The sequence below is a fragment of the Glycomyces terrestris genome (genome assembly GCF_003933745.1).
Taxonomy (GTDB): domain Bacteria; phylum Actinomycetota; class Actinomycetes; order Mycobacteriales; family Micromonosporaceae; genus Glycomyces; species Glycomyces terrestris.
Genome location: NZ_RSEB01000006.1, coordinates 226,106 through 244,973, shown reverse-complemented (window position 1 = coordinate 244,973; position 18,868 = coordinate 226,106). Strand labels below are relative to the sequence as shown.

The window sequence follows — 18,868 nt, the reverse complement described above, 5'->3', positions numbered from 1 at the left end:
CCCGATTTCAACTGAAGCGCAGTTTCGCTGGCGTCTCGGCCGGGGCCGACTTGCCCAGGAAGGCGCGGCGCTTGCCGTGGAAGCCGTGCCGGTCGTCGAACATGTCGCGGGCCATCTCGGCCAGCTCGATCGTGCGGTAGTACGACATCGGCTTCGAGTCGGCGCGGCGGCGGGCCTTCGCGGCGAACATCCGCCCGCGCGTGACCGGCTCGTTGTAGCCGATCGCGACCGCGCGCAGCCAGCGCTGGAACTCCTCCCAGTCGCGGGGCCCGACGGCGCCGATGAGGCCCATGCGGGCGGCCTCGGCGGCCGAGACGGGGAGCTTGTCGCCGAGGAGGCGCGCGGCGGCCTGCTCCCCGATGCGGTCGGCGACCGACCAGGTGTGCAGCTCGGAGCCGTAGATGCCCATGTCGTAGTAGGGGTTGAGGACGACGCCGTCGCGGGCGACGGTGACGTCGGCGCACAGCCCGGCCATGACGCCGCCGGCGCCGGCGTTCGCGGTGAACGCGGCGACGGTGAGCTGGTCGGCGCCCGCGATCGCCTCGCACAGGTCGTCGATGGCGTTGATGTTGTCCCACGCCTCGGCGGCGGGGTCGGGGGCGGCGTCGATGACGCCGAGGTGGATGCCGTTGGAGAAGGCGTGCTCGGTGCCGGTGAGGACGAGGATGCGGGTGTCCTCGGCGAGGGCCTTCCCGACCGCCTGGGTGAGGCGGCGGCACTGCTCGGTGTGCATGGCGCCGTTGTAGGAGCGGATCCGGAGGTAGCCGATGTCGCCTTCGCGGCGGTAGGCCGTCTCGGCGATGGCGGCGGGCGCGGCCTTGAAGGGGGCGTCCTTGGGGTCGATGACCATCGCGGCGGGGAGCTTGGGGCCGCGGCGGCGGTCGAGGGTGGCGGCGTAGCCGACCCAGAGGATGCCGCGGCCGGTGGCGAAGGCGAGGGCCTCGGCGTCGCGGCCGACGATCGCGCCCGGTTCGGCGCCGGTGTGCTCGTCGGCGACGGCGGCGTCGAAGAGGCAGTAGGTCTGGCCGTTGAGCTCGGCGGGCGCGCCGGGGGCGCCGTCGGCGGCGGCGATGCGGCGGGCGAGCTCGGCGGCGGGGGCGCGCCAGTCGAGCGCGAACGCGGGGCGGCGCAGCAGCGGGAGTTCGCCGGTGCCGGGGACGGCGCGCGGGTGCTCGTCGGCGGGTTTGGGCCGCTCCCCCGCGGCGACCTTGCGGACGACGGCGGCGACGCAGTCCATGGCGGCGTCGGCGACGCGGCTGTTGTAGAGCGCGGACTTGGTGATGCCCTCGGGGACGTCGAACGTGAAGGAGGCCCAGACCGGGCCCGCGTCCATCTCCTCGACCGCCGAGAGGGCGGTGACGCCCCAGCGCGGGCTCTGCCCGAGGAGGGCGTGGTCGAGCGAGGAGGGGCCCCGGTCGCCCACCGGGCCGGGGTGGACGATGACGGTGGTCCAGCGGCGCCACACGTCCTCGGGGACGCGGTGCTTGAGGAAGGGGCACAGGATGAGGTCGGGGTCGACCCGCTCCACCGCGGCGGTCAGCGACTCGGGGGCCTCGTGGGCCGGGGCGAGTTCCACGCCGACGTCGTGCCCCTGCTCGCGGAGGGCGCACCAGACACGCTGAGTCAGCCCGTTGAAACCGGACGCCAGCAGCAGGATCTTCAATTCGACTCCAGGAGGATGGGGAGTCGGCCACGCTCAGTGAAAAGCGTACCGATACTCGGCATTTCGCACAATCAGCGCGTGCAGTCTATGCCGAGCAATCCTCCGATCGTGTCGCGGGCGAGGGCCGGAGCCGAAGGGTCCTCGCCACCTGCGGCAAGGGTCTCCTCGGCCCAGGCGTCGATCACGGAGAGTGCGCCGGGGGTGTCGAGATCGTCGGCGAGGCGCTCGCGGACGGCCGTCAGGACCGACCCGGCGGGGACGGCGAGCTCGCGGGAGGCGGCCTCGCGCCAGCGGCCCAGGCGCAGTTCGGCCTCGGCGAGGACGGCGGCGCTCCACTGCCGGTCGGACCGGTAGTGCTGGGCCATGAGGGCCAGGCGCACCGCGGAGGGGTCGACGCCCTCGGCGCGGAGCTTGGAGACGAACACGAGGTTCCCGAGGGACTTCGACATCTTCTCGCCGTCGAGGCCGATCATGCCGGTGTGCACGTACGCGTTCGCGAAGGGCCGCTTGCCGGTCAGGGACTGGGCGTGCGCGGCCGACATCTCGTGGTGGGGGTAGATCAGGTCGGAGCCGCCGCCCTGGACGTCGATCTGCTCGCCGAGGTAGTCCAGGGCGATGCAGGCGCACTCGATGTGCCAGCCGGGGCGGCCGGGGCCGGCCTCGGTGTCCCAGGACGGCTCGCCCTCGCGCGGGGCGTTCCACAGGATCGGGTCGAGCGGGTCGCGCTTGCCCTCGCGGTCGGGGTCGCCGCCGCGCTCGCGGGCGTAGGAGAGCATCGTGGCGCGGTCGTAGTTCGACTCGGCGCCGAAGAACGGGTCGGCCGCGACGGCGTAGTAGACGTCGCCGGACTCGTGCCGGTAGGCGGCGCCCTGTTCCAGCAGCTGGGCGACGGCCTTGCCGACGGACGGGATGGACTCGACCGCGCCGATGTAGTGGCGGGGCGGGAGGACCTGGAGGGCCTCCATGTCCTCGCGGTAGAGGGCGGTCTCGCGCAGGCCGAGGACCTGCCAGTCGGTGCCGTCGCGCTCGGCGCGCTCGAACAGCGGCTCGTCGACGTCGGTCACGTTCTGCGCGTAGTGCACGTCGATGCCCTGGTCGAGCCAGTAGCGGTGCACGAGGTCGAACGTGATCATGGTGGCCGCGTGGCCCAGGTGCGTCGCGTCGTAGGGGGTGATGCCGCACACGTACATGGTGGCGCGCTCGGCGTCGGGGGCGACCGTCTCGCGCGGGCCCGCGGTCGCGGTGTCGTGCAGGCGCAGGGCGGGGCCGTGGCCGGGCAGGGCGGGTACGTGCGGTGCGGTCCAGGATTCCATGCCCGCGATCCTATTTCGGAATCCGGCCGGGCGGCCAGCGCCGGTGCGATCGGGAGCGAGGTCTCATGCGCACCTGAGGCTTTCCCGCGAATCACGTTGGAGGTACCTTGTGAACCCATGGAACGCCGACCACTTGGACGCAGCGGCATCGAGGTCTCCTCCCTCGGCCTGGGGACCATGACGTGGACCACTGACGAAGCGGGCCTTGAGGACGCGGCCGCGCAGCTCCAGACGTTCGTGGAGGCCGGCGGCACGCTCGTGGACACCGCCGACGTGTTCGGGCAGGGCATGGCGGAGGCGGCGATCGGGCAGCTCATCGGGAAGGTGGTCGCGCGCTCGGAGCTGCACATCGCGACGAAGGCCGGCGTGCGCACCGACGGGGCCCCGCGCAAGCGGGACACCTCGCGGGGATGGCTCATGCGGTCGCTGGAGGGGTCGCTGCGGCGCCTCGGGACCGACTACATCGACCTGTGGATCCTGCACGTGTACGACCCGGACACGCCGCTGGAGGAGACGATGTCGGTGCTCGACGGGGCGGTGTCGAGCGGGAAGGTCCGGTACGTGGGCCTGTCGAACCACACGGGCTGGCAGACGGCGCGCGCGTACGCGTGGCAGGCGGCGTGGCCGGGGCGGACGCCGATCGTCGCGAGCGAGGTCGAGTACTCGCTGCTCCAGCGCGGGGTCGAACGGGAGGTGCTGCCGGCGTGCCTGGCGATGGAGCTGGGGGTGCTGGCGTGGTCGCCGCTGGGCCGGGGCGTGCTGACGGGCAAGTACCGGTTCGGGCGGCCGGCGGACTCGCGGGCGGTGTCGGCGCAGTGGTCGCGGTTCGCGGGCGCGTACCTGGACGAGCGGTCGGCGGGGATCGTGGAGGCGTGCGCGACGGCGGCCGAGGGGCTCGGGGTGAGCCCGCTGGAGGTGGCGCTGGCGTGGGTGCGGGACCAGCCGGGCGTGGCCTCGGCGATCGTGGGCGCGCGGAACGCGACGCAGCTGCGGGCCTCGCTCGCGGCCGAGCAGCTGTTCCTGCCCCCGGAGATCCGCTTGGCGCTCGACGACGTGTCGGCGCCGACCGTGGGGTATCCCGAGAGCTACTGAGCCGCAGGCGGACTCGCCGCCTGCGGCGGGTCCGGCTACTCCTGGCCGCCCATGGAGGCGATCCACTCGTCGACGCGGCGCTCGCCCTCCTCGCGGGAGACGTCCTCGACGCGGGTCATGATCGACCAGCGGCGGCCGAACGGGTCGGCGATGGAGGCGTACCGGTCGCCGGTGAGGAACACGGCGGGCTCCTCGCGGACGACGGCGCCGGCCTCGACGGCCTTGGCGTAGACCGCGTCGCAGTCCTCGACGTAGAGGACGAGCGAGGCGGTGATCTGCTCGGGGTCGGGTTCGGCCATACCCCAGGCGGGGTTGACGTCGCCGAGCTGGAGGATCGAGTCGCCGATCTGGAGCTCGCAGTGCGCGACGGTGCCGTCGGGCATGTCGTTGCGGGTCAGGACCTGTGCGCCGAACACCTCGCCGTACCAGTCGATCGCCTTGGCGCCGTCCTTGACGACGATGAACGGCGTGATCGAGTGGTAGCCGGCGGGGATCGGGTTCACCTTGGATTCGCTCATGCCCCCAGTCTCGCCGCGGGCGGGGGCGGGCGCTTGTAAAAACGCGACGTCGGTGGGCGGGGTTAGATTCGGGGGCATGACGGGACCGACGGCGAGCGACAAGGGCATACTGCGGCCGCAGGAGGCGGCCCGGCACATCGACCTGCGGCGGTTCCCGGTGTCGGGGCCGCTGGGCCGGTACGTGGAGCGGTTCTGGTCGGTGCGCTGGGACCTGCCGGAGGGGACGCGGTACGAGTCGGTGGTGGTCCCCCACCCGTGCGTGAACCTGAGTTTCATGCCGGGGCTCGGCGCAGAGGTGCACGGCCCGGGGCTGGCGGTGTCGCGGCATCCGCTCGCCGGCGCGGGCCGGGTGTTCGGGGCGAAGTTCCGGCCCGGCGGGTTCACGGCGTTCACGGGGGTCGAGGCGGCCGCGGTCGCCGACTGGGTCGCCGGGGCGGCCCGGTTCTTCGGGCCCGCCGCGGACGAGCTGAACGCGGCCGTCATGGGCGGCGGCGACGAGCGCGCGGCGGACCTGGTGTCGCGGTTCCTGCTGGAGCGGATGCCCGAGCGGGAGGACGAGCGGTACGGGGAGCTGCTGCGGATCGTCGCGGTGATGCTCGAGGACCGGTCGCTCACGCGGGTCGACCAGGTGGCGGCGCGGTGCTTCACGACGCCGAAGGCGCTCCAGCGGCTGTTCCAGGCGTACATCGGGCTGGGCCCGAAGGCGCTGCTGTGCCGGTACCGGCTCCACGACGCGGCCGACCGGCTCGCGGCCGACCCGGGCGCGGACCTGGCCCGGCTGGCGGCCGAGCTCGGCTGGACGGACCAGGCCCACTTCACGCACGACTTCAAGGACCTCATCGGGTTCCCGCCGGCCGAGTACGCCTCGCAGTGCGCCTCGGCCGCACGGGAACTGGTGATGGCCCACCGCTGACCGGCAGGTCAGGCGGCGATCGCGCCGGAGTCCATCTCCAGGCGCCGGCCCGCGAAGGAGGCCCGGAGCCGGCGGTCGTGGCTGACCAGGACCACCGTGCCGGTGTAGGAGGCCAGGGCCTCCTGGAGCTCCTCGGCGAGGACCGGCGACAGGTGGTTCGTCGGCTCGTCCAGGAGGAGGACGTCGACCGGGCGGGACACGAGCCGGGCGAGTTCGAGGCGGCGGCGCTGGCCCGTGGACAGGGCCGCGACCTCCTTCCCGAACTGCTCGGGTGCGAACAGCCCCAGGGCGAGCAGCGCCTCGGCGTGCTCCTCGAGCGTGCCGGCGCGGCCCGCGGCGAAGGCCCGCAGGACGGACGTGCGGCCCGAGCCGGGCCCGGCGAGCTGGCGCAGGTGGCCGACCGCGCCGGTGCGCTCGGCCTCGCCCTCGTCGGGCGCGAGCTCGCCGGCGAGGACCCGCATGAGCGTGGTCTTGCCGGCGCCGTTCGGCCCGGTGACGAGGACGCGCTCGCCGCGCGCCACGGTCAGCTCGGGGACCTTGAGCCGGTCGCCGACGCGGACGCCGCGGAGCCGCAGCGCGGGCGCGTCGGTCGCGGCGGTGGCCGCGGCCAGCGCCGGCTCGAAGCGGAGCGGTTCGGGCGGCGGCGCGACGGCGTTGGCGCGCAGGCGTTCGAGCTGCTGCTTGGCGACCTTGATGCGGCTCTGGGCACCGTGGCTGCGGCTGCGGGACCGGAAGGCCCCGGTGGACATGTTCGCCATCGGGAGCTTGCGCGGGATGGCGCCGGCGCGGCCGGCGTTGTGGTCGACGATGCCCTGCTGGCGGGCGACCTCGGCGGTCCACTGCTCGTAGGCGGCCTGGGCCTGGCGGCGTTCGGTCTCCTTCGCGGTGAGGTAGCCGGCGTAGCCGTTGCCGTAGCGGCGGGCCTTGCGGTCGGCGACCTCGATCATGGTGGTGGTGACGGCCTCGAGGAAGGCCCGGTCGTGGGTGACGGCCACGACGGTGCCGGACCAGTCCCGCAGCTGGGCTTCGAGCCAGGCGACGGCGTCGTCGTCGAGGTCGTTGGACGGCTCGTCGAGCAGGAGCAGGGCCGGGCGGGACGCGAGGGTCGCGGCCAGCATGAGGCGGGAGCGCTCGCCGCCCGAGAGGGTCCCGAGCGGGCGGGCGCGGTCGAGCCCGGGCAGGCCGAGGGCGGCCAGGGCCAGGTCGACGCGGAGGTCGGCGTCCCAGCCGTCGCGGGCCTCGAAGCGCGCGAGGAGGCCGGCGTAGGTCTCGGCGGCCCGCGGGTCGTCGGCGAGCGCCTGCTCGGTCTCGCGCATGGCGGCCTCGATCTCGCGGAGGTCGGCCAGGGCGAGGTCGATCGCGTCGGCGACGGTGCGGTCCTCGGGCAGGTCGAGCTGCTGCGGCAGGTAGCCGACGCCTCCGGGGGAGGCGACGGTGAGGTCGCCGTTGTCGGGCTCCTCGGTCCGCGCGAGGAGCCGGAGCAGGGTGGACTTGCCGGAGCCGTTGTCGCCGACGACGCCGAGGCGTTCGCCGGGCTTGACGGCGAAGGAGACCCGGTCGAGGACGAGGTGGTCGGCGTAGCGCTTGGAGACGTCTACAAGGGACAGATGTACGTGGCGGAGCATGCGCGCCCTCCGGAAGCAGTCGGGGAAGAACGGGAAGTGCGGGCACGCGGATGCGAAGCTCAGGGCTGCATGTGAGGAGGCGTGCCGTTGCGGTCGGGCGGAGCGGGGCTCGACGCGGCGACCTGGCTGCTTCTAGGAGAAGAAAATCAACATCGCGGACGATTGTAAGCCGGTCCGGGAGCGGCTGTCCAGAGCACGGCGGGGCCCGGGCCCGTGAGCGTGCTCACCGGCCCGGGGCCGGAATCGCTAGGACCGGGAGACGAAGCGGTCCATGACGTCGACGCCGAACTGGAGGCCCGAGATCGGGACGCGCTCGTCGATGCCGTGGAACAGGGCGGTGAAGTCGAGGTCGGCGGGGAGCTGGAGGGGCGCGAAGCCGAAGCAGCGGATGCCGAGGGTGGCGAACGCCTTGGCGTCGGTGCCGCCCGAGAGCATGTACGGGACGGTGCGGGCGCCGGGGTCGGCGAGGCGGATGGCCTCGGCCATGGCGTCGACGAGGGCGCCGTCGAAGGAGGTCTCGTAGCCGGGCTGGCGGATCTCGTACTCGAAGTCGATGCCGGCGCCGGCGAGCTCCTTGAGGGTGGCCTCGAGCTCGTCGTTGCGGCCGGGCAGGGACCGGCAGTCGATGACGGCCTCGGCGGCGGAGGGGATGACGTTCGTCTTGTACCCGGCGTTCAGGCGGGTCGGGTTCGCGGTGTTGCGGAGGGTCGCGCCGACGAGGCGGGCGATCGGGCCGAGCTTGGCGACGGCCTCGTCGGGGTTCGCGGGGTCGAACTCGACGCCGGTGAGCTCGGAGACCGACTCCAGGAACTGGCGGACGGTGGGGGTCATCTCGACCGGGAACTCGTGCCCGCCGATGTTGGCGACGGCGCGGGCGAGGCGGGTGACGGCGTTGTCGTCGTGGAGCATCGAGCCGTGGCCGGGGCGGCCGGAGGCGCGCAGGCGGAGCCAGTCGAGGCCCTTCTCGGCGGTCTGGACGACGTAGACGCGCAGGTCGTTCGGGAGGGTCATGGAGAAGCCGCCGACCTCGCCGACCGCTTCGGTGACGCCTTCGAAGACCTCGGGGTGCTCCTCGACCATGAAGCGGGCGCCGTAGTCGGAGCCGGCCTCCTCGTCGGCGGTGAAGAGCAGGACGAGGTCGCGCGGGGGGACCTTCCCGGTGCGCTTCCAGTCGCGCACGAGCGCGATGAGCATGGCGTCGAAGTCCTTCATGTCGACCGCGCCGCGGCCGAAGAGGTAGCCGTCCTTGATCTCGCCGCTGAAGGGGTGGACGGACCACTCGCCGGCCTCGGCGGGGACGACGTCGAGGTGGCCGTGGACGAGGAGGGCCCCGCGGGAGGGGTCGGCGCCGGGGAAGCGGCACGCGACGGAGGCGCGGCCGGGGGCCGACTCGTAGATCTTCGGTTCGAGGCCGACTTCGGCGAGCATCGCGGCGACGTACTCGGCGGCGGCGCGCTCCCCCTTCGCGGTCGCGTTGTCGCCGGTGTTCGTCGTGTCGATGCGGATCAGGTCGCGGGCGATGTCGACGACCTCGTCTTCGGGGCGGGGCGGGTTCGCGGTTTCAGCCATCCCTGAGTTGTATCAAGCCCGCATAACGGTTCGCACCGTGCGGTGGCGGGAGTCGCAGTCTTCACTCCGGCCCCGCCGGCGACCGCGCGCTCCCGCCACCGGCGGTCACACGGCGGCCTCCGCGAGGCGCTTCGCGCGGGCCTTCTTGCGGCGCTTGGCGACGATCGGGCCCGCCAGGCGCGGGGCGAGCGGGCCCACGGCCGCGAGGATGAGCACGTACGCCGCGGCCACCGACCCGAGCTGCGAGTCGAGGCCGGCCGCGACGCCGAGTCCGGCGATGACGATCGAGAACTCGCCCCGCGGCAGCAGGACGAGCCCGGCTCTGAGCTTGCCGGTGAACGCCGAGCCGCTCCTTCCGGCGGCCCACCAGCCCGTGGCGAACTTCGTGGCGATCGTGACGACCGCGAGCGCGATCGCGACCGGCAGCACCGGCGGGAGCGCCGACGGGTCGGTCTCCAGGCCGAAGTTGACGAAGAAGATCGCCGCGAACAGGTTCTTCAGCGGCTCCAGCGTCTCCTCGGCCTGGCGCGAGACCTCGCCGGAGAGCGCCATGCCGACGATGAACGCGCCGACGGCGGCCGAGACGTGGACCTGCTCGGCGAGGCCGGCGATGACCAGGACGATGCCCATGACCTTGAGCAGCAGGATCTCGTCGTTCGGGGACTCGAGGAACCGCGAGAGGAGGCCGCCGAAGCGGGAGGCGACCACGAACGCGCCGGCGACGGCCAGCAGCGCGATCCCCAGGCCCGAGGCGGCCTGCGCGAACGCGAGGCCGGCGAGGAGGGTGGTGAGGATCGGCAGGTACAGGGCCATGATCATGTCCTCGGCGACCAGCAGCGCGAGGACCGTGGGGGTCTCGCGGTTGCCGAGCCAGCCGAGGTCGGTGAGGACCTTCGCGATGATGCCCGAGGAGGACACGTACGTGACGCCGCCGAAGACGACGGCGGCGATCGGGCCCCAGCCGAGGAGGAGCGCGCACGCGACGCCGGGGGCGGCGTTGAGCACGAGGTCGACCACGGCGCCGAGCCAGGAGGTCTTCATCGTGCCGAGCAGTTCGCGCGGGGTGTACTCGAGGCCGAGGGTGAACAGGAGGAGGACGACGCCGACTTCGGCGCCGACGTCGAGGAAGCCGGTGATCGCGTGCATCTCGTAGATGCCGCCGTGCCCGAAGGCGAGTCCGGCGATGAGGTAGAGCGGGATGGCTGAGATGCCGGCCTTGCCGGCGATGGCTCCGAGGAGGCCGAGGGCTCCTACGAGGAGGCCGAGTTCGAGGAGGAGCTCGACGGTTCCGTGCATTACTCGATCCCGCGCAGGATCTTGTCCACGCCTTCGACCGCTTCCTGCGTCCCGATGGTCACGAGCCGGTCCCCGACGTGGAGGATCGCCGAGGGCGGCGGGCCGGTCTCGACGCCGTCGGCGCGCACGATCGCGACGATGGAGGCGCCGGTGCGGGTGCGGGCGCGGGTGTCGCCGAGGGGCCGCTCGGCGTAGGGGCTGGTGGCGCCGACCTTGAGCTGCTGGGACACGAGGTTGTCGATCTCGTGGTGAAGCCGGTTGAGCTTCTCGACGATGCGGGCGCCGCCGAGGAGCTCGCCGATCGCGGCGGACTCGTCGGCGGAGAACACGATGCAGTCGAGCATCGAGTCCGGATCGTCGGGGTCGTAGATGATGAAGTCGCGGCGGCCCTCCCGGTGGGCGACGATCCCGAGGCGCACGTGCCGCTTCGTCTCGAATTCGAACCGCACGCCGATACCGGGCAGCTCGGTGCGCTCCACGTCCACTGCGATCACTCCTTTTGTGTGGGATACGCACCGAACCGTACAGCACCGGGGGCCGAACCGCGCCGCGCCCGGTGCGGCCTGCGGCTTCACGCGCACATGACCGCCCGGCAGGCGCCGCCGGGCGGTCGAGGGGCCGCTACAGGTCGGCGAGCAGGCGCGCGGCCAGGTCGCCGCGGCCGGCGGCGGCGAGGAGCCCGGCGGGGGCGAGGCGGTAGTCGGCGTCGACGGTGAAGCGGGCGTCCTTCGGCGGCCGCACGCCGCCGGAGGTGTCGGCGCCGACGGCCTCGCGCAGCCAGTCGGCGGCCCCGGGGTCGCGGCGCAGGACGCCGCCGGAGCCGACGACGGTGCCGACGGCGGCGAGGTCCTTGCCGCCGCGCAGCGGTTCGGTGGGGCCGCCGATGCGCTCGCCGCGGGCGTGGCGGCGGACGGCGATGCGGGCGGCGAGCGCGCTCAGCTCCCGGTCGAGGGCGCGTTCGCGGTCGTCGCCGGCCCGGAAGGCGGGGTCGGCGGCGCGGCGGCGGGCGGCCTCGGGCAGGTCCGGGTCGGCGGCCAGGTCCTCGTCGGCGGCGGCCTCGGCGATGCCGACGGCGGTGTGTCGGACGCCGAGGTCGCCTTCGACGGTCCTTGAGCGCCAGGCGGTCCCGGCGACCTCGGCGCGCGGGCCCTGGAGTTCGGCGTCGGGGGTGAGGACGGAGTAGACGTCGGTGGTGGCGCCGCCGACGTCGACCACGAGGAGGTCGCCGGTGCGCTCGGCGAGCAGTTCCACGCCGGTCAGGACGGCGTCGGGGGTGGCGGCCTTGACCATGCGGGTGAAGTCGGCGCTGGCGGAGAGGTGCTTGCCGGCGATGACGTGGCGCAGGAAGACCTCGCGGAGCGCGGTGCGGGCCGGGAGGGGGTCGAGGGCGCCGATGCGCGGGAGGACGTTCCCGACGGCGGTGACCGGGACGCCGGCGGACTCCAGGACGGCGGTCACGTCGGCGCTGGCGCGCGCGTTGCCCGCCAGGACGACCGGGGTGCGGAGGCCGGAGGCGGCGAGGCCGGCGGCGTGGGCGCGCAGGACGGTCTCGTCGCCGCCGTCGGTGCCGCCGGCCAGGAGGATCACGTCGGGCCGGGCGGCGGCGAGGGCCGCGAAGTCGCCGGCGGCGAGGGTCCCGGCGCGCACGTCGACCACGCGGGCGCCGGCGCTCAGGCCGGCCCGGTAGGCGGCGCGCGCGGTGACCAGGGGCTCGTTGCCGATGACGGCGAGGCGCAGGCCGCCGCCCGCGGAGGAGCAGACGAGCGTGTCGATCGCTTTGGCGCCCTTGGGGAGGGCGGCGTCGACGGCGGCCCGGAGGCCGTCCATGACGTCGGTGCCGAGCGTGGTCGGGTGCGAGGCGGCGCCGGCGAGCGCGCCGGTGTCCGCGTCGACGGCGGCAGCCTTGGTGTAGGTGGAGCCGACGTCGACGCAGACGATCACGTCGGTCACGGGACCACGACGGTGCCGGTCGCCGTGGTGGCGACGATGGGCTCGGCGAGGACCCGGGCGGCCGAGTCGCCGCGCTCGGGCTCGGCGCGGCAGACGACGGTGAGGGTGAACTCGACGGTGCGGGAGCGGGTGCCGGTGCGGACGACGACCGCGGTGGCCTCGACGACGTCGCCGGCCCGGACGGGGGCCTTGAACTGGACGTCTGAGTAGGAGGCGAAGAGGCCCTCGTCGCCGTCGGTGAGGATGCACAGCTCGGTGGCGACGTCGCCGAAGAGGCCGAGCCCGTAGGCGCCGTCGACGAGGTTCCCGCCGTAGTGGGCGTGCGAGTAGGGGATGTAGCGGCGGTGGGTCACCGTGGCGCCGTTGTGGTCGGTCATGCGGTCTCCCGGTTGGTGAAGACGAGGCGGTGGACGAGGTAGGAGGCGACGTCGGAGGGCATGGTGCCGCGGCTGAAGATCCGGTCGACGCCGAGGTCGGCGGCGGCGGACTCGTCGAAGCGGGGGCCGCCGACGACCAGGAGCGGGCGCTTGCCGGGCGGGAGCGCCTCGCGGAACGCGGCCGACATCTCGCGGGTGTTGTGGAGGTGGGCGTCCTTCTGGGTCACGACCTGGCTGACGAGGACGGCGTCGGCGCCTTCGTCCACGGCGCGGTTGACGAGGTCGGGGACGGCGACCTGGGCGCCGAGGTTGACCACGCGCAGTTCGCGGTAGTACTCCAGGCCCTTCTCCCCCGCGACGCCCTTGATGTTGAGGATCGCGTCGATGCCGACGGTGTGGGCGTCGGTCCCGATGCAGGCGCCGACGACGGTGAGCTTGCGGCCGAGCTTCTCGCGGACGGCGTCGTTGACCTCCTTGGGGCTCAGGTGCGGATAGTCGCGCTCGACGACCTGGACCTCGTCGAGGTTGACGAGGTGGGTGCTGGCGCCGTAGACGACGAAGAACGTGTAGGACTCGCCGATGGGCTTGGCGTGCACGAGCATCGCGCCGTCGATGCCCATCTTGGCGGCGAGCTGGAGGGCGGCGCCCTCGGCGCGCTTGTCGTGCGGGACGGGCAGGGTGAAGGACAGCTGCACCATGCCGTCGCCGGTGGTGTCGCCGTAGGGGCGGACGATGCGGCTCATGCGGGGTCTCCGTCCGGGATCGGGGCGGTGCTTCCTTGGTCGAGGATCGCGACGGCCGGGTTCCAGTAGTCGTCGGCGCGCTTCGCGACGCCGTCGAGGCCGCGGCCGCCGTCGGCGGGGCGCTTCATGATGCCGAAGGTGCCGTCGGCGATGGCGTTGAGGAGGCCGTCGTCGCGGATGCGTTCGAGGAGGTCGACCGCTTCGCCGAGGACGTGGTTCGCGCGCGTGGCGATGAAGCCGTCGGCGGGCGGGTGGAAGTCCTCGGCGAGGCCGGCGCAGGCGCTGAGGACGTAGCGGACGTTCTGGAGGGCGATGTCGCGGTCGGAGAGCCACGGGGTGACGACCGCTTCGGTCATCATGCCCACCAGGAGGATCGACTGCCCGGTCATGACCCCGGCGAGGTTGAAGAAGCCGTCGAGGAGGTTGCCGCGGAACACGTCGCCGGTCATGTGCTTGGTCGGCGGCATCCACTTGAGCGGCGCGTCGGGGAACAGCTGGCGGGCCAGGAGCGCGTGCGCGAGTTCGAGCCGGAACGACTCGGGCACTTCGGGGTTGATCTCGAAGGCGTGCCCGAGGCCGAGCAGTTCGTCGGGGAGCCCGGCCTCGTGGGCGAAGCGCTCGTTGAGCAGCTGGGAGACGGTGACGGTGTGCGCGGCCTCGACCGCGTCCGCGGTGGTGAGGTAGTTGTCCTCGCCGGTGTTGATGATGATGCCGGCGCGGGCGTGGACCTGGCGGCTGAAGCGCTGGTCCACGAAGGTGCGGATGGGGTTGATGTCGCGGAACAGGATGCCGTACATGGAGTCGTTGAGCATCATGTCGAGCCGGTTCATGCCGGCGAGCGCGGCGATCTCGGGCATGCAGAGCCCGGACGCGTAGTTGGTGAGGCGGATGTAGCGGCCGACCTCGCGGGAGGTCTCGTCCAGGGCGGCGCGCATGAGCCGGAAGTTCTCGCCGGTGGCGTAGGTGCCGGCGAAGCCCTCGCGGGTGGCGCCTTCGGGGACGTAGTCCAGGAGGGACTGCCCGGTGGAGCGGATGACGGCGATGACGTCGGCGCCGGCCTTCGCGGCGGCCTGGGCCTGCGGGATGTCCTCGTAGATGTCGCCGGTGGCGACGATGAGGTAGATCCAGGGGCGCTGGGGCGGGTCGCCGATCTCGGCGACGAGCTGCGAGCGGGTGGCGCGGGAGGCGTCGATGCGGTCGAAGCCGGCGCCGACGGCGCTGCTCGCGCGGTCGCGGGCCGCTCGCGCGGCGCGGCCGTCCGGGAGCGCGAAGCGGACGCCGCCCGCGGCGGCGGCGTGGGCGAGGCGTTCGAGGTCGGGGAAGTCCTTGAGCGCGTGGAAGACCGGCAGGGCGATGCCGTGCTCGATGCCGACCTGCGCTTGGACGGCGTCGGCGAGGCGGTTGACCCAGGGGATGCCGTCGGGGTCGGCGCCGGTGAGGCCGGCGAGGCGGAGGGTGGCGCGTTCGACGGAGACGGTGGTGTGGCTGCGGGCGAGGTCCACGACGGGCTGGGCGGCCTCGGCGGCGAGCGCGCGGGCCCGGGCGACGAGTCCGGCGTCGAGCGGCAGGAGCGGTCCGGTCATGTCAGTCCTGCTTTCCGACGCGGGCGGTGAACAGCTCTTTGAGGCGCGGGCGGGCGTTCATGAGGTGGAGGGCGTAGTCGGCGTGGCCGGGGACGTAGCCGTTGCCGATGAGCATCTCGACGTCGGCGGCGAGCCCTTCGGCGCCGAGGGCGGCCTGCGGGAAGGAGGTGGCCATGGAGAAGAACACGACGGTGCCGCCGGTCGCGGTGGCGAGGATGGCGCCGTGCTCGCAGCCGGGGACGTCGACGCAGACGACGGTGACGTCGGCGCCGCGGCCGCCGAGGGCCTCGTTCACCGCGCGGGAGAGCTGGAGCGGGTCGGTGGCGTCGGCGACGGCGATCTCGTCGGCGAGTCCGAGGCGGCGCATCTGAGCGGCCTCGATCTGGTCGCGGACGACGGCGACGACCTTGGCGGCGCGGGCGTCCTTGGCGGCGGCGAGGGAGAGGGAGCCGGACTTGCCGGCGGCGCCGAGGACCGCGACCGTGGGGCCCGAGTGGGAGCGGCGGGAGACGACGCGGCGGACGAGGGCGGGGGCGCCGCACACGTCGAAGACGGCGAGCGCGAGGGCTTCGGGCATGTCGTCGGGGATCGGGGCGGCGATGGAACGGCCGAAGAGGATGGCGGTACCGGCTGCGGGGACCTGCTCGGACCTGCCGTCCCAGCGCTCCAACCGGTCGGTGATGCGCAGCGGGGTGAGGGTGAGGGAGACGAGGGTGGCGATCTTCTGGCCGGGTTTGAGGCCGAGCGGCGAGCGGGGGCCGACGGCGTCGACGGTGCCGATGAGCATGCCGCCGGAGCCGGTGACGGGGTTCTGCATCTTGCCGCGCTCGGCGACGATCGCGAGGACCTCGGCGCGGATGGCGTCGCCGTCGCCGCCGTGCTTGGTGTGGAGCTGCCGGTAGGAGGCCGCGTCGAGGTTGAGGCGCTCGACGCTGACGCGGACCTCGTCGTCGGCGATCTCGGGGTCGGGGTCGAGCCGGTCGGCCGCTTGTGGCAGGGACCCGGCGGGGCTGACGACTCGGTGCGATCCGACGGGTGAGCCTGTCGACATCGTTGCCGCCCTTCTGGTGATACGGAGTTGATCGAATCTCAATATGCGAGACCTAGCGAGCAACTGTAACGGAAGGTTATCCTCGTCACAAGGCGGTCTACCCCCGCCGCGACGTTTCCCCGGGCCGAACATCCCGGACATGGAGGTGAGAACGTGGCCGATCGACCATTCGAGGCGACAATGCCCAAGATGATCGAGCAGCCGTACCAGTACCGGCGGCGCGAGCTGGTCGAGCCGGACTGGACCCGGTTCCCCGGCTGGGCCGGCGTGACCGAGGCCGACTGGGCCTCGGCGCAGTGGCAGCGCGTGCACTGCGTGAAGAACGTGAAGCAGCTGCGGGCCGTGCTCGGCGACCGGCTCCACGAGTCCTTCTACGAGGATCTGGAGGCCGACATCGCGCAGAGCGCGACGATGTCGATGCTGCTGCCGCCGCAGATGCTCAACACGATGGTCCCGGCGGTCGAGGAGACCGGCGCGGGCTCGTGGACGGACGCGTTCTACGCCGACCCCGTGCGCCGCTACATGCTCCCCGTCGCCTCCGACCGGCGCACCGACTGGCCTTCCCACCCCTTCGCGGCGCGCGACTCGCTGCACGAGCACGACATGTGGGCGGTCGAGGGCCTGACCCACCGCTACCCCACGAAGGTCCTCGCCGAGCTCCTGTCGACCTGCCCGCAGTACTGCGGGCACTGCACCCGCATGGACCTGGTCGGCAACTCCACCCCCACCGTGGACAAGCGGCGGCTGTCGCTCAAGCCCGTCGACCGGCAGACGGCGATCCTCGACTACCTCCGGGCCCACCCGGGCGTGCGGGACGTGGTCGTCTCCGGCGGCGACGTGGCGAACCTGCCGTGGAAGCAGCTGGAGGCGTTCCTCGACCGGCTCCTGGACGTCGAGACCATCCGCGATATCCGCCTGGCGACCAAGGCGCTCATGGGGCTGCCGCAGCACTGGCTCCAGGAGGAGGTCGTCGACGGCATGGCTCGGGTCGCGAAGCGCGCGGCCGGGCAGGGCGTGAACCTCGCGATCCACACCCACGTCAACCACGTCAACTCGGTGACCCCGGCGGTGGCGCGGGCCGCGGCGGCGATGCTCGACGCGGGCGTGCGCGACGTGCGCAACCAGGGCGTGCTCATGCGCGGCGTCAACGACACCCAGGCCGACCTGCTCGACCTGTGCTTCGCGCTCCAGGGCGAGGCGAACATCCTGCCGTACTACTTCTACATGTGCGACATGATCCCCAACGCCGAGCACTGGCGGACCTCGGTCGCGCAGGCGCAGGAGCTCCAGACCGCGATCATGGGCTACCTGCCCGGGTACGCGACGCCGCGGATCATCTGCGACGTGCCGATGGTCGGCAAGCGCTGGGTGCACCAGCTCTCCGAGTACGACCGGGAGCTGGGCATCTCGTACTGGACGAAGAACTACCGGACCTCGATCGAGGCCGACGACCCCGACGCGCTCACCCGCCGCTACCCGTTCTACGACCCGATCGACACGCTGCCGAAGGCCGGCCAGCAGTGGTGGGCGAACATGCACGCCCCCAGGGAGGTCAAGGAGGCCGGGGACGCCGCGGCGGTCCGGTCCCGGCGGGCCTCGGCGGCCCAGCACGAGGCCGCGGACCTCGTATGACCGGAACCCTGATCACGGTGGCGCCCACCGGGGCCGAGGTCGACAAGGCCGAGGTCCCGGCCCTGCCGGTGACGCTCGACGAGCTGGTCGCCGCGGCCGTGGCGTGCGAGCGGGCGGGCGCGTCGATCATCCACGTGCACCTGCGCGACGACGACGCGAAGCCGACGCTGGACCCGGTGCGGCTGCGCGACGCCGTCGCGGCCCTCAAGGACGCCACGGACCTGATCGTGCAGCTCTCCACGGGCGGTTCGGTCCGCGACGGCGAGGAGGCCCGCCTCGCGGTCCTCGACGCCGAACCGGACATGGCCTCCTGCACGATGGGCACGGTGAACTTCGGCGACGACGTGTTCACCAACCGCTGGGAGTTCGTGGTCCGCCTGCACGAGCGGATGCGGGAGCTCGCGGTCGTGCCCGAGTACGAGCTGTTCGACCTCGGGCACCTCGCGGCGCTGGAGCGCCTGCTCGACCGGCACGGGCTGCCGTTCGGCGAGCACGTGCACGTCGACTTCGTGCTCGGCGTGCCCGGCGGGGCCGCGGGGGACGCCTCGACGGTGACGGCGTTCGCCGAAGGGGTCCGCCGCTACCTGCCGGAGGGGACCACGTTCTCCGCCACCGGGATCGGGCGCACCACGCTGCCGGTCATGTTCGCCGCGCTCGCCCACGGCGGGCACCTGCGCGTGGGCATGGAGGACACGGTGTCGTTCGCGCGGCGCCAGGCCGTGACGGGCAACGACCAGCTGGTCGCCCGCGCGGCGGCGGCCGCGGCGCTGGCGCAGCGCCCGGCGATCACGACCGTGGAGGCGCGCAAGCTGCTGCGGATGCGCGACGCCGACTAGGTCGTGTTTACGAACTGAGGAAGCCTCCTGTTGAATCTGTTGTTCCGCAACAAGGTTCATAAACAGGAGGCTTCCTTGGCAAGTCTGTCCCGCCGCGGGGATCCGACCGACAACACGACCTAGACGCTCCAGTCCATCTGGTCCTCGGGGATGCCGATCGTCGCGGCGTGGCCGAGGGCGGCGGCACGGCCGGCCTCGTCGCCGCTCCGGTAGCTGAAGACCTTCCCGGCGAAGACCACGAACTTCTCGTCGGCCGTGTTGAAGTCGACATACCAGGGGCCTTCGTCGAGGGCCTTCGCGAGCGACTCGCCCAGCCGCGCGGCGCTATCGTCGTCGGCCTCGAAGTGGAGGACCGTCCACACCTTCGGCTGCCCGGCCGGGGGCGACCCGACGTCGCCGCGCCAGATGCGGGTGACGTGCAGCGGCACCACGTTCAGCTCGGCCCCGACGCGCAGGCTCTCCGCGATCAGCATTCCCGTGACCATGCGGCCTCCCTCTCCCCTCGCCCGTGCCCCGATCCTATGCGGCGGGCCCGACAGTCCCCGGACCCGTTGCGGCGCTTCGCACCGCCGTTGGGGCAGCCCCGCCAGCGCCGGCACCGACCGGCGCCGAGCGGACCATCGGCCGCCTCAAGCGCCACCGCGCGGTCTCGACCAGGTTCGACAGACTCGCCGTCCGATACGAGGCCACCATCCAAGTCGCGATCA

At 73.0% G+C, this 18,868-nt stretch carries 17 protein-coding genes; 4 read left to right on the top strand and 13 right to left on the bottom strand.

The window, feature by feature from the left end:
• Window positions 1–7: 7 nt before the first annotated feature.
• Both EIW28_RS21230 and mshC read right to left on the bottom strand, forming a co-directional pair.
• Window positions 8–1,663, bottom strand: a complete 1,656-nt coding sequence (locus EIW28_RS21230; RefSeq protein WP_125249710.1) for an enoyl-CoA hydratase-related protein — start codon at window positions 1,661–1,663, stop codon at window positions 8–10.
• A 71-nt stretch (window positions 1,664–1,734) separates the two neighbouring features.
• The gene (gene mshC, locus EIW28_RS21225; protein WP_125249709.1) at window positions 1,735–2,976 is read right to left on the bottom strand and encodes a cysteine--1-D-myo-inosityl 2-amino-2-deoxy-alpha-D-glucopyranoside ligase; all 1,242 of its coding nucleotides are present in this window, start codon (window positions 2,974–2,976) and stop codon (window positions 1,735–1,737) included.
• A gap of 117 nt (window positions 2,977–3,093) precedes the next feature.
• Here mshC and EIW28_RS21220 point away from each other — a divergent pair, with 117 nt between their 5' ends.
• Window positions 3,094–4,068: an aldo/keto reductase gene (locus EIW28_RS21220; RefSeq protein ID WP_125249708.1), complete on the top strand. Its 975-nt coding sequence runs from the start codon at window positions 3,094–3,096 to the stop codon at window positions 4,066–4,068.
• 35 nt (window positions 4,069–4,103) lie between these two features.
• On the opposite strand, the gene EIW28_RS21215 is transcribed toward EIW28_RS21220, so the two are convergent.
• Window positions 4,104–4,586 (bottom strand): VOC family protein, encoded by a 483-nt coding sequence (locus EIW28_RS21215; RefSeq protein WP_125249707.1) that lies wholly within the window; start codon window positions 4,584–4,586, stop codon window positions 4,104–4,106.
• 76 nt (window positions 4,587–4,662) lie between these two features.
• Here EIW28_RS21215 and EIW28_RS21210 point away from each other — a divergent pair, with 76 nt between their 5' ends.
• A complete protein-coding gene (locus tag EIW28_RS21210; protein ID WP_125249706.1) occupies window positions 4,663–5,499 on the top strand; it encodes a helix-turn-helix domain-containing protein in 837 nt (278 codons plus the stop codon).
• Between the two features lie 8 nt (window positions 5,500–5,507).
• Here EIW28_RS21210 and abc-f read toward each other — a convergent pair whose 3' ends face one another.
• The 9 genes from abc-f to kdd form a co-directional block, all read right to left on the bottom strand.
• Window positions 5,508–7,124: a ribosomal protection-like ABC-F family protein gene (gene abc-f, locus EIW28_RS21205; protein ID WP_125249705.1), complete on the bottom strand. Its 1,617-nt coding sequence runs from the start codon at window positions 7,122–7,124 to the stop codon at window positions 5,508–5,510.
• Window positions 7,125–7,370: 246 nt separating this feature from the next.
• The gene (locus tag EIW28_RS21200; RefSeq protein WP_125249704.1) at window positions 7,371–8,693 is read right to left on the bottom strand and encodes a M20/M25/M40 family metallo-hydrolase; all 1,323 of its coding nucleotides are present in this window, start codon (window positions 8,691–8,693) and stop codon (window positions 7,371–7,373) included.
• A 105-nt stretch (window positions 8,694–8,798) separates the two neighbouring features.
• Window positions 8,799–9,989, bottom strand: coding sequence for a cation:proton antiporter (locus EIW28_RS21195; protein WP_125249703.1), 1,191 nt, complete (start codon window positions 9,987–9,989; stop codon window positions 8,799–8,801).
• A complete protein-coding gene (locus EIW28_RS21190; protein WP_125249702.1) occupies window positions 9,989–10,474 on the bottom strand; it encodes a cation:proton antiporter regulatory subunit in 486 nt (161 codons plus the stop codon). Before EIW28_RS21190 ends, EIW28_RS21195 begins: the two co-directional genes overlap by 1 nt.
• A 136-nt stretch (window positions 10,475–10,610) precedes the next feature.
• Window positions 10,611–11,939, bottom strand: coding sequence for a glutamate mutase L (locus tag EIW28_RS21185; protein ID WP_232014102.1), 1,329 nt, complete (start codon window positions 11,937–11,939; stop codon window positions 10,611–10,613).
• Window positions 11,936–12,316 (bottom strand): 3-aminobutyryl-CoA ammonia lyase, encoded by a 381-nt coding sequence (kal, locus tag EIW28_RS21180; RefSeq protein WP_125249701.1) that lies wholly within the window; start codon window positions 12,314–12,316, stop codon window positions 11,936–11,938. The genes EIW28_RS21185 and kal overlap by 4 nt, the downstream gene beginning before the upstream one ends.
• Window positions 12,313–13,059 (bottom strand): lysine 5,6-aminomutase subunit beta, encoded by a 747-nt coding sequence (gene kamE, locus EIW28_RS21175; protein ID WP_125249700.1) that lies wholly within the window; start codon window positions 13,057–13,059, stop codon window positions 12,313–12,315. Before kamE ends, kal begins: the two co-directional genes overlap by 4 nt.
• Window positions 13,056–14,642: a lysine 5,6-aminomutase subunit alpha gene (kamD, locus tag EIW28_RS21170; RefSeq protein WP_125249699.1), complete on the bottom strand. Its 1,587-nt coding sequence runs from the start codon at window positions 14,640–14,642 to the stop codon at window positions 13,056–13,058. The genes kamE and kamD overlap by 4 nt, the downstream gene beginning before the upstream one ends.
• 1 nt (window position 14,643) lies before the next feature.
• Complete coding sequence (gene kdd / locus EIW28_RS21165; protein WP_125249698.1) at window positions 14,644–15,693, bottom strand: L-erythro-3,5-diaminohexanoate dehydrogenase; 1,050 nt, start codon at window positions 15,691–15,693, stop codon at window positions 14,644–14,646.
• Window positions 15,694–15,873: 180 nt separating this feature from the next.
• Between kdd and EIW28_RS21160 the strand changes: the two genes are divergently transcribed.
• Both EIW28_RS21160 and EIW28_RS21155 read left to right on the top strand, forming a co-directional pair.
• Complete coding sequence (locus EIW28_RS21160; protein WP_125249697.1) at window positions 15,874–17,325, top strand: KamA family radical SAM protein; 1,452 nt, start codon at window positions 15,874–15,876, stop codon at window positions 17,323–17,325.
• On the top strand, window positions 17,322–18,161 hold the full coding sequence (locus EIW28_RS21155; RefSeq protein ID WP_125249696.1) for a BKACE family enzyme: 840 nt from the start codon (window positions 17,322–17,324) through the stop codon (window positions 18,159–18,161). Before EIW28_RS21160 ends, EIW28_RS21155 begins: the two co-directional genes overlap by 4 nt.
• A gap of 119 nt (window positions 18,162–18,280) precedes the next feature.
• Here the strand turns inward: EIW28_RS21155 and EIW28_RS21150 are convergent, their stop codons facing one another.
• A complete protein-coding gene (locus EIW28_RS21150; RefSeq protein WP_125249695.1) occupies window positions 18,281–18,646 on the bottom strand; it encodes a hypothetical protein in 366 nt (121 codons plus the stop codon).
• Window positions 18,647–18,868: the final 222 nt, after the last annotated feature.